General features: G+C 58.2%; 3 protein-coding genes. 2 read left to right on the forward strand and 1 reads right to left on the reverse strand.

Going from position 1 to position 9,925, the window contains the following annotated elements:
- On the reverse strand, positions 1 to 1,352 hold a 1,352-nt coding region (tssI, locus tag ACP7E4_RS29995; RefSeq protein WP_426224907.1), incomplete at its 3' end, for a type VI secretion system tip protein TssI/VgrG.
- Between the two features lie 244 nt (positions 1,353 to 1,596).
- On the opposite strand from tssI, the gene ACP7E4_RS30000 reads away from it, so the two are divergent.
- Entirely contained in the window at positions 1,597 to 7,770 is a 6,174-nt protein-coding gene (locus tag ACP7E4_RS30000; RefSeq protein ID WP_426119846.1) for a membrane-targeted effector domain-containing toxin, read from the forward strand.
- Positions 7,771 to 8,112: 342 nt separating this feature from the next.
- Positions 8,113 to 9,756: a hypothetical protein gene (locus tag ACP7E4_RS30005; RefSeq protein ID WP_426119848.1), complete on the forward strand. Its 1,644-nt coding sequence runs from the start codon at positions 8,113 to 8,115 to the stop codon at positions 9,754 to 9,756.
- Positions 9,757 to 9,925: the final 169 nt, after the last annotated feature.

The following is a 9,925-nucleotide window of genomic DNA, read 5'->3' on the forward strand; positions in this document are numbered from 1 at the left end:
ACGTAGGGTTGGTCGGGATCGGCCTCGAAGTAGCCGACCACCACTTCCATGCCGACCCTTGGAATCATCGCCGTACCGTATTGTTCGTGGGCCCAGCCGGTGGCGACGCGCAGCCAGCAGCTGGCGTGTTCGTTTTGCACGCCTTCGCGGTCCCAGTAGAACTTGACCTTGACCCGGCCGTACGCATCGCAATGGATTTCTTCGCCCGGTGGGCCGCTGACGATGGCGTGCTGGCTGCCGAGGATGCGCGGTTTGGGGTGCTTGAGTGGCGGACGAAACGGCACCAAACCGGGAATCGCTTCGAAGTGGTTTTGATAGCCCTGGGTGAACTCGCCGGGCTGCGCGGCACGGTCGCTGTACTCTTCCAGCACCTGCGGCTGTTTGCCTTCATGGAGCACGGCCGTCAGCAGCCATTGGCCATTCCAGTCCTCACGGGGATGTTCGGCGAGGGTCAGCAAATGGCCGCTGCGCAGCGTCGGTTGATTGCTTTTGCCGCTGGCCAGTTGATAGTCGCTGCGATGCCGTTCCAGCACGACTTGCGCCTGTCGCGCGCCGAGCTGCCGGTCATTGAAGGGCGCCGGATAGCGGTAGTCCTCAAGATCCACGCGCCCGTCCGCCAGCTTCGCACTGGCCCGCATGTCGATCCCGGGTTGTTCGAAATCATAGGTCTGGCGACTGACTTTGCCGGTGCGGGTGGCGAGGCGCACGCTGAACGCGTTGATCACCGGTGTTTCGGCCACCAGTCCGTTGCCTTGCAGGTAGGCCGTAGGACCTTTCAGTTCAGGCAGTGCGACAGGATCGTCGGCGAAGATCAGCAGGTGCCGGTCGCGGCTGTGCTCAAAGTGGAAGGACAGACCCTCTTCTTCACACAGGCGGCGCACGAAATGCAGATCGGTTTCGTGGTACTGGGTGCAGTAGTCGCGTGGCGGGCAGGTTTTGTCGCCCAATTTAAACGCAAACTCATCGGCGAGAATGCCGTGGTCCTTGAGCACCAGGGCGATGATCTCCGGCACGCTCTGGTTCTGGAAAATCCGCTGATTGTGTCGATGTTCCAGGCGCAGCAGATTGGGCACCAGGCGGACGAAATAGTGGGTGAAACGCTTGCCGGAATCGCCCTGGGCGATCTCGCTGATCTGCCCGTGCAGGCCATTGCCCATGGCGTCAAAGGCCAGAAAAGCCTGCCGGTGCAGCAGGTCTTCCAGCGCAAGATTGGCCCGCTCGCTGACCAGTTCGATACGCACGCTGAAAGGCCGGCTGACGGCCTCGTTAGCGATGAAGCTCAGCACGCGAAGCTGATGCTCAACTCCCGGGATATCCAGCGTGAAGGTGGCTTGGTTGGCGGGGGTGAGCATGGGCGAGTCCTTGGCCTGGGGAAAGGCAGAACTTTGCGCGTAGATGCAACGACTGTCAGTCAGGATTGGGGACAGGATTTGTGGGACGTTTCCGATGCAAAAAACACAGCCGGCACTGTCCTCAATAACTATCTACCCCCCAACCCTCCTCCGCTTCTGATTGATTGAGCCAATCCTCAACGGCCTTATGGCTCTCAATCATGTCGGCGCTTTTTCAAGGTGCCTATCGAGAAGCAGAAATCAGATGCAGACACTGACCCCGGTTCCTCAATTTCCCACCGTAACTTTGCCCATGGCCACGGCCGCGCTGAAAAGGCTTGGCGAGCTGAGCGCCAGTCTGGCTAATGAGCTCAAGGCATTGCCTGCGCCCGATGAGGTGTTATTGAACGCTCTGGCAGCGGGGAACTCCGCCCAGCGCGCGTCGGAGGTTTCCCGTCTGCAGCAGCGAATCAATGACTATTGGGACGCGCCCAGCCAAACGGGCGAGCGTCGTTACGAACTCTTCATCACCGGCATGAAGCGCTCCTTGCATGACGAGTTGAGCGTCAAGATTCACGAGCGAGACCTTGATCCGGACTACGCCGCCTGCCTGCCCACCTCGCCTGCCCGACTGCAAACCCCGACCGCCTCCACAACCACAACCTATTCCCTGCACCTGCAACTGCATGATGACGCACTGGCTGAAGTCGCCGGCGCGCTGGTTATGTGCCTGGCGCGGGGCCGAACCCTGCTGATGCTGCCGGGCTCCGGGACAGCGGGGTTTGCTAGCCAGGCCGCGATGCGCGAAACGCTGGTCCAGTGGCTCAACGCTCCGCAGTTCAAGGACGTATTGTTGAATAACCTGCGACAGCGTCATCAAGATCTGCTGGCGGATATAAACAAGGATCCGGACCTGCACCTGGAGCCGTTCATCGACGCCGACGTGCAGTTGCAGCCGCTGACCAAGGAACCTTTTACCTACGGCCTCGACAGCCTGCTGAACAAACAACGCGACGATGTCCTGTACGCCTGCGCCAAAGAACACTCCGATGGGCGACAAAAAAGTCGCATGCTGATTCAAAACGCTATCGACATGCGCGGACTGTTCGGGCCGACCGCGATGCTGGAACTGCGCGAGTTCGCTTACCTTGAGAGCCGCTACCGGCAAAACCTGCCGGACTGGATCAAGATCGCCAGCCCGGATGACCTGAATACCTACGCCACACATCTGCGTCATTACGATGAAGCCCGTACAGCCACGCTCAGCGCGCTTGGGCCGGCGGCCTCGCCGGAACGCTTAGCCGAGGCGAATCTGCGTACCAGAATGGCTGATGACCTCGGCTTTGAGCTGGACCCCAGCACCATCATGGTCAGCACGCAGCGCACGCTGCCGTTGACGGGCGAGCCGTACACCGTGACTCGCACGCTGCTGGAACTGGCCTTGTATGGCTTGCATCCGGGTGATCGCCTGGACGGATCGCCCTTTCTCAACCACACCACCCTCAGCCTTCACGGTGACCCGCTGGACGCAACCTACTCCTCGTTAAACCCGACATGGCTTGCGCGAGTGGTCGATGAACTGAACGTGCGAATGGTCTTCGGTGAATTCCAGCGCAGGACTTATCAGCACGAAAGGCACCGGCAGCTCATGGATGACCTGACCCGCACGCAGATCAACGCGCTGGCGTACGCGGCAAAAATGCAGGCCCATATTCAGCCTGCGGACTTTGCTCTTTTCGAGACGGTTGCGGACCCGACACGGGCAGCCGCTGACCCAACGCTGCGGGTTCAGCAGATCAAACTGAACAATCGCAATGTGCTGGGAAAACTGTTGGTCGTGCGCAAGGAAGACAACCACGGGCAACTGGTTCGCCTGGTGATGGTCGCGGCAGATGCGCCACGCTCCAGGCGCTTTATTGCCTTCAATAATGAAACCCAGTTGCTGCACGAGTTGGTCGGCTGGATAGCCTCGGATGAACTCTGCGAGTATTTGATCAAGCAGGTCGAGTTTTCCTCCCGCCCAGAACTGCGCGAGCAATTGGCCGTGCTCAGGCTAAGACCTTCCTTGCCGGCCAACTTCCTCCAAATGATCGACCTCCCGGATTACGCCGCTGGCTTGCGTATTCTTACCGAAGAGCATGTGCGCGTGGCGCTTTCCGAACAGGCCAGCCACACGCCTCAATGGTACCTGCAGGCCAGCGCGGCACAACGCCAGGAGCTACTGGCACTGGAAGATGCCGCCGCAGGCGCGTCAAGAAATTACCAGGCCAAACCTCACACCCGCGTGCGACCGTTCAAGGATTACGTGCATCAACGGGCCAGCCAGAAAATCAACCAACTGCTGAGCAAGCCCGCAGGCACGGTAGACCCCGATCTCATTGTGATCACCAGCGAGCGGGAAACCATCACTTACACGGACATGTTGCTCAACGGCTACGACGACAGCATCGATTTCATCCACTCCAGCGCCGACACCCAAGCCGAATTCAGCGGTCCGGATGGCGTAGATCTGAGTGCCCTGTCACCTGCCAGAGTTGCAGGCTCGGTGCGCGGCAAGTGGCTGGGCGACGACTACATCGGTTTGATCAAAAGCACGGTGCTCAACCCTGACGACGAAGGCTATGAATATCGCCGCAAGACCAGCGTACTGATGACCCAGTTGCAGATGAAAGCGGCGGCGTTGCGCAGCCGCCTCAAAGGGCATATCAACGGGCAACAATATGCCTGGCTGCGCGCGTCGGTTGATCACGTCCATCTGAATGATCCGGAGAGCCGCAGGCAGCACCCGGTTTATCCCCTGCAAATCCACATTGACAAACCGTTCATTGCTTCCGGTCTGACCGGTGTGGACCAACTGGTCATTCCCAGCACGCAACTGACTCACCTGGAGACGGTGCAGGGCTGCTTCGTGATCCTGCCGACCACGGTACGCCAGGCTGCCCTGCTGTACACACCGCAAGCACCCGACGGCATCGAGTTTCGTCTGTTCGGCGACTTCACCGAGTCACTCAAGACCTCGGGCGTGATCGATTATTACAAGGATCGCTGCCGCATCAATGCGCGAAAAAATCTGTCGTTCTTCCTTCACGACATGCGCCAGGGCAACGCCAACAAACCTCCCGTCATACCCAAAGAGCCCATTGCAGACTTCGCGGACGCCTGCTTCAATCGGCCGCTCATGCGCAGACTTCGTGACGTGGCGGAGACCACAACCGGACGCAACGAGATGATCGCCCGGCTGATCTGGAGCACTGTTGAAGTGATCGCCACGGTGGTCACGTTGCCATTTCCACCAGCAAGTTTTGCCGTCGGTGCGTTGCTGGCCGTGCATGACAGCGTGCGCGCGTTTCAGGCGTTGCGAGAAGGCGACAGCGAAACCGCCAGCGTCTACATTCTGGCCTCGATGCTCAACAGTCTCGGCGCCGCAGGCGATGCGAGCGTCGGTCTGAAGGGCTTTGGCGGCGTGTTGCGACGACTCAACTACCAGACAGGACGACAATCGGTGCTCAAACCTGTCGAGCACACGGCCGACCTGCCCAAATATTCCGACCTGTTCCCGGTGCGCGTGGACAACGAACCGCTCTGGATCGGCCAGGCCAACGCCAACGGCCACGCGCCGGTATTCCGAAGCACACAGTTGTCCGGCGAGCCCCAGGTGACCGGCCAGTTCGTCAGCCAGAGCGCCGCCGGTGCCTGGCAACCTCTGGCGCACGAGGGCGACGCCACGACGACAGGCTTGCACAACGGCATCAAGCGCGAACTGATCGTCGACGTCTCCCTGCGCGACGTGCAACCCATCGCCAGCGGTCATGCCACGGGCGTGAGCCGGGTCAACAGCCAGCACTACATCGACCTGAACGGCTCCTCCTATCAAGTGCAATTCGACGCCCGGATGAGAGTCTGGAACATCGTTGATCCGGCCAATCCCTTTGCGTTCTTCGGCAAACAGCCGGTGAAGCTGGACGCGCACGGCAAGTGGCGGCTGATCGAACGCACACACCTGAGCGGCGGCGGTATTGATGGCCTGGCAGGCTTCACGCCACTCACAGAAGAGACAGCTGCTTTGCCAGCAGTGGGCGCCTACGAGCTGCCGGAACACATGCGCACTCACCTGCAAGACCTCATCAGCGACAAGATGATCGACCCTACCGGACTGGGCCTTGAAGGCTACTTCACCCACCATTTCGCCGAGATGCGCAGCACCTATCTCACGTTGCGCCAGAATCTCTATCGCGACGCCAACGCTTTTTTCGAGCAGCCGACACTTGCGCCACGCCCCGCATTGCCAACTCTGGAGGCGTCGACCAGCGTTGAGACCCTGCTGCAAACCGTCTACGCCAAGACCCATGGCCTGGTATTGGGCGAAGCCCCCAAATCAGTGGCCAGCAAGCGCCTGCTCATCCTCAACATGCCGCTGCTGGCCGAGCAGCGGGTCGAAGTGCTGTACATCGAGCACCTGTTCACCGACCAACATCTGGAAAAACTGGCCAAGTATCGAAAACTCGCACAGCACTCCCGTGCAGGCTCTCACAACATCAAACATCACCTGCGTGATCTCAACGATGGCGAGCTGGTTACCGACGTCACCGAATACGATTACTACCACCTGATTAAAGCCGCCCATCGCTACAACATCGAGGTTCGCCCGTTCAGCTCTGCGGTCAGCTACCCCTATGCCGAGCACGCCATGGCGGCGGCAGTCGGCGACCTCGCAGCCGCGCAGAAAATGAGCAATTTCTTCGGACACAAACTCATCAGCGGCGACGTCGCGGCGCACCCGTCCCGCCGCTGGGTGGCACTGCTCGACCAGAAGCTTGCCAGCACCCACAACAACCTGCCCGGCATCGCCGAGCTGCAAGGCGCTATCAGTATACGGATCGAAGATGTCCCGCTCGGAACCTCGACCCGCATCAGTCCCGATGTCGCCGGATACATCCCCAGCGACCCGGCTGCCAAGGCTGATTTCCGCTTGCAGGTAGCCAACCCGGTCATTTCCGAACCTGCTCCGGCGCAGATGTTCGCGGGCAGCCATGCCCAACGTCTGGATGACAACCTATACCTGTATCTGACCGGAGAGGCGCCAGTGGAAGTCCACATGGACCCCTCCACCTGGAAAACCACGACTACCCGCAAACCGGGCAGTGATCGTTACGCCGGCGAGCACGGTTTCCGCTGGGACGTCGTCAGCGGCTGGCAGCGGGTTGAACAGCACGCCTGGATCAGCGAGCACCCACCCACCGCCATTGCGCTGTCGCTCAGTGATCCAGCCTACGAAGTGCCGGTGGCGAACCGAAGCAGCGTGCACCGACTGGCGAACTTCGAGCGCCGTGGACTTGATTCGCAATATTTCCTCAGCGATCCGGAACAGCGGACGCTCCAGGAACGCTTTTTCGCCCTCCGCGCAAAACTGCAAACGGACGCGCGCGCCATCATTTCCATCGACTTGCCGCCAAGGCCCGATTTGCCTGCGGTTACGCCCGACGCCAGCCTGGCGGAGTTTCTGACCGATCTTTATGTAACGGCCGACAGCGTAGTGGTAGGTGAATCACACGCATCGATTGCCAGCAAGAAACTGATCATCGACAACCTGCCACTGCTGGCACGGCGAGACGTCAGAACACTGTATATGGAGCATCTGCTCACCGATCTGCACCAGGCCGATCTGGATCGTTTTTTCGAGACCGGCGAGATCAGCAAAACGTTGCTGCACGACCTGAAGCAGCTGGATGCAGGTCACAAAACCGACGCCGGCAAGATCTACACCTTCGAAAACCTGGTGATCAAGGCCCGACAGAGCGGTATCGAAGTGCGCGCCCTGGATTGCACGGCCAGCTACTACATCAAGGGCATCGACAACGAAACCCTTACCACGCGCCATCAGATGTTCAGCTATTTCGCGTCCCGCACGATTCGCAAGCATCAGCAAGTCATGGGCGCACATAAATGGATCGCTTTAGTCGGCAACACCCACTCCAATACGTTCGAGAAAATCGTTCCGGGACTCGCCGAGCTGGAGGGTGGTATCGGATTGCGGGTCACCGACGTCAGGCTTGGACTGGCCAGGCCGCCAGCCTTTGATCCGGGTGCCACGGTGAGTGATCAGTTGAGCCTTAGATCCAGCTTTCTCAAGGGTGATTACCGGGTTGAGCTGGACACCGCGGTAGCACCGAGCAAACCCCGCCCGCCGCAACCCCTGTCGATTGAACAACGCCTGCCGCGACCCGGTATGTTCGCCATTGAAACGGGTCAGGACGGGCAAATAGCGATCATCCACCGCTCCAGAGACAGCACGATCCTGCATACCCCGGTGCTGGTGAACGCTGAAGGCAAGATCTACGTGGAACGCCCGACCTGGCGCACGGTACACGCCCTGCCCTTCGACGACACGGATGCGCTGGTCGGCGCCCTGGAGGAAATGAACCTGACGCGGATGGCTTGAAAATCACGAGCGGACCACGCTGATCCTCATAGCGCAATCCTTTGAAGTTGAATAGATCCCGTACAGACTGTGCTGGCCTGCATCGAGGTGTAGGCAACACAGCGAAGTCCTCTGTTGGTCTCGCGTAGTTATGCGCTCTTCGGCAAGTGCTGCTACAGTCCCTGCAACTTGCGGCTGGTGTCCACATAAAATCCCAGCCAAAGGCGCTTAAACGTCCAACCTCAAAAAACCGCTCGTCGTTTTACCTTCCCAACCTGTCACTTCTGACAGTGGACAGTTACAGAACCCCGCTCTTTAATTAGAGGAGGGACAGGAATTTTCAATGAATAGGAAGTTCAGATCATGCAATTAAAATACGTTGCCACCGGCCTGCTTACTTTAATGATAAATGCCATCCCCCTTGCATGGGCCGTGACCGGACAAGAAACAGCAGAGCTGCTCAATTCTCGCTACAAACTATTACAGGACACGTGCACAGGTATCGACGGCGGCGCTGCCTATCTGTGCAGCGGAGTACTGCTGCACGGCAAGGCTAAAGAAGCATATTTACCGTTCTGGCGTCATGATTTAACGTCAGAGCGATTGGGTGCCGAACCCTTGACTTATTTGCGTGCCGATATCGGTACCCGCACCCTCGCCACCAGAAGTGGTGTTGTGGTTGGGAAAGTCACAGGCGACCTTCCGAACTCACCTGTATTGGACGTACTGTGTGCGTATCCCTTCGCGCCGAGCATTAAAATAGACTGGACTCACTACGGCTGCCTTACACCTTCCGACTTGCAGTCAGCCGAACTGGATCAAAGCTCATGTTTGTCCGCTCGCGTTACTACCGCTCAAGACTGGCTGGAACATTTCCAAAAGGTAGACAGCAATCCCGATCGTCAATGTTCAGTGAGTACCCGCGATCCAGTGCAATTCATGGTAGGCGTGCAAGCACACGATATGCTGGGCTCTGAGTGGTCGATCAAACCAAACCTGTTACTGGTCAAAAATTGGGAAAAAACGCCTGAAGCGATACCTGCAGTCGCGATTTTTCATGATCCAACGCAGGAAAACTCACTCCTGGAAGCACAGCGTCATCAATTGGATTATTTCAAAGAGACCGACCGCTGGCTTCCAGTATTGAAAATAAACCTATCGGAGCCGCAACAGAATATTTTCACGTACTCTCCAGAGGAACAGCTGTATATCGGCTACGAGGTGGCCGCACGGATGAATGCGCGCTACATGGACACTCGACCAGAGTGCCCGGATGGTAACGCTGCGTTTTACTGCAATGGAATATTGCTGCGCGGTGTTTGGGCGAGTACCGAATATCATTCATGGAACCCCAGCCCGGGCTCGATAATAAATAACGGCGTGTCATTCTCTTACCTGCGCGCAGACTTGGGAATTAAAGTCATGTTTGGCTTCTCCGGACTTATATTCAAAAGTTCTGATTCGCCTGCACCGACTCCAATCACGGTACGTTGCGCATATCCTTATGAAGCAGGTACCAGCGGTTCACCAGACCCTTGTACCTTTGCGGGAGTATGTGAAACGTCAGGCGTGACCAATTTGATCATTTGGACACGAAACTATAAGAACACCGGCATTTCATCCTGCGCGTTCACGAACAGTGCCAGACAATTCGCTGTCGCCAACCAAGTAACCGAAAAGTTCGTAAAGGGTGGCTATAACGAAATAATGGTCGCCGCGTGGCCGACCGACGTCCCGGCGCTCATACCACTGGAGGCCGTCGTCCATAGGTCAAATGTGACGTCGTACCCCAGCCTTGAGCAGAGCCAATATATCCAACGGGACTACTACACCCAAACAGGGCGCTACCTGCCGCTGGTGAGCATGAGTCAGACAGAACCAGAGAATCCCATTTTTTCATTCGATCCGCTGATCCAGAATCAACCTGGCAGTCCTGATCCCAGACCGATGAAAGATGGGGTGCCCATTCAGTTGAACGCTCAGGAGCAAGGTGACCGGGGGCGTTGAGGAAATGAACCTGACGCGGATGGCTTGATGTGCGCAAACGCGGCAAAGACCTGTAATTGGATGGACTCGCCCAAGCCGAGGCGTCTGTAGCGCCACGGTGGCATTCTTAAGAAGCCAACGACAGCGAGGGCGAGTCCATGAAAAAGCATACGACCAAACGTAACTCCCT

This window comes from Pseudomonas sp. DSP3-2-3, assembly GCF_049898225.1.
GTDB lineage: Bacteria > Pseudomonadota > Gammaproteobacteria > Pseudomonadales > Pseudomonadaceae > Aquipseudomonas.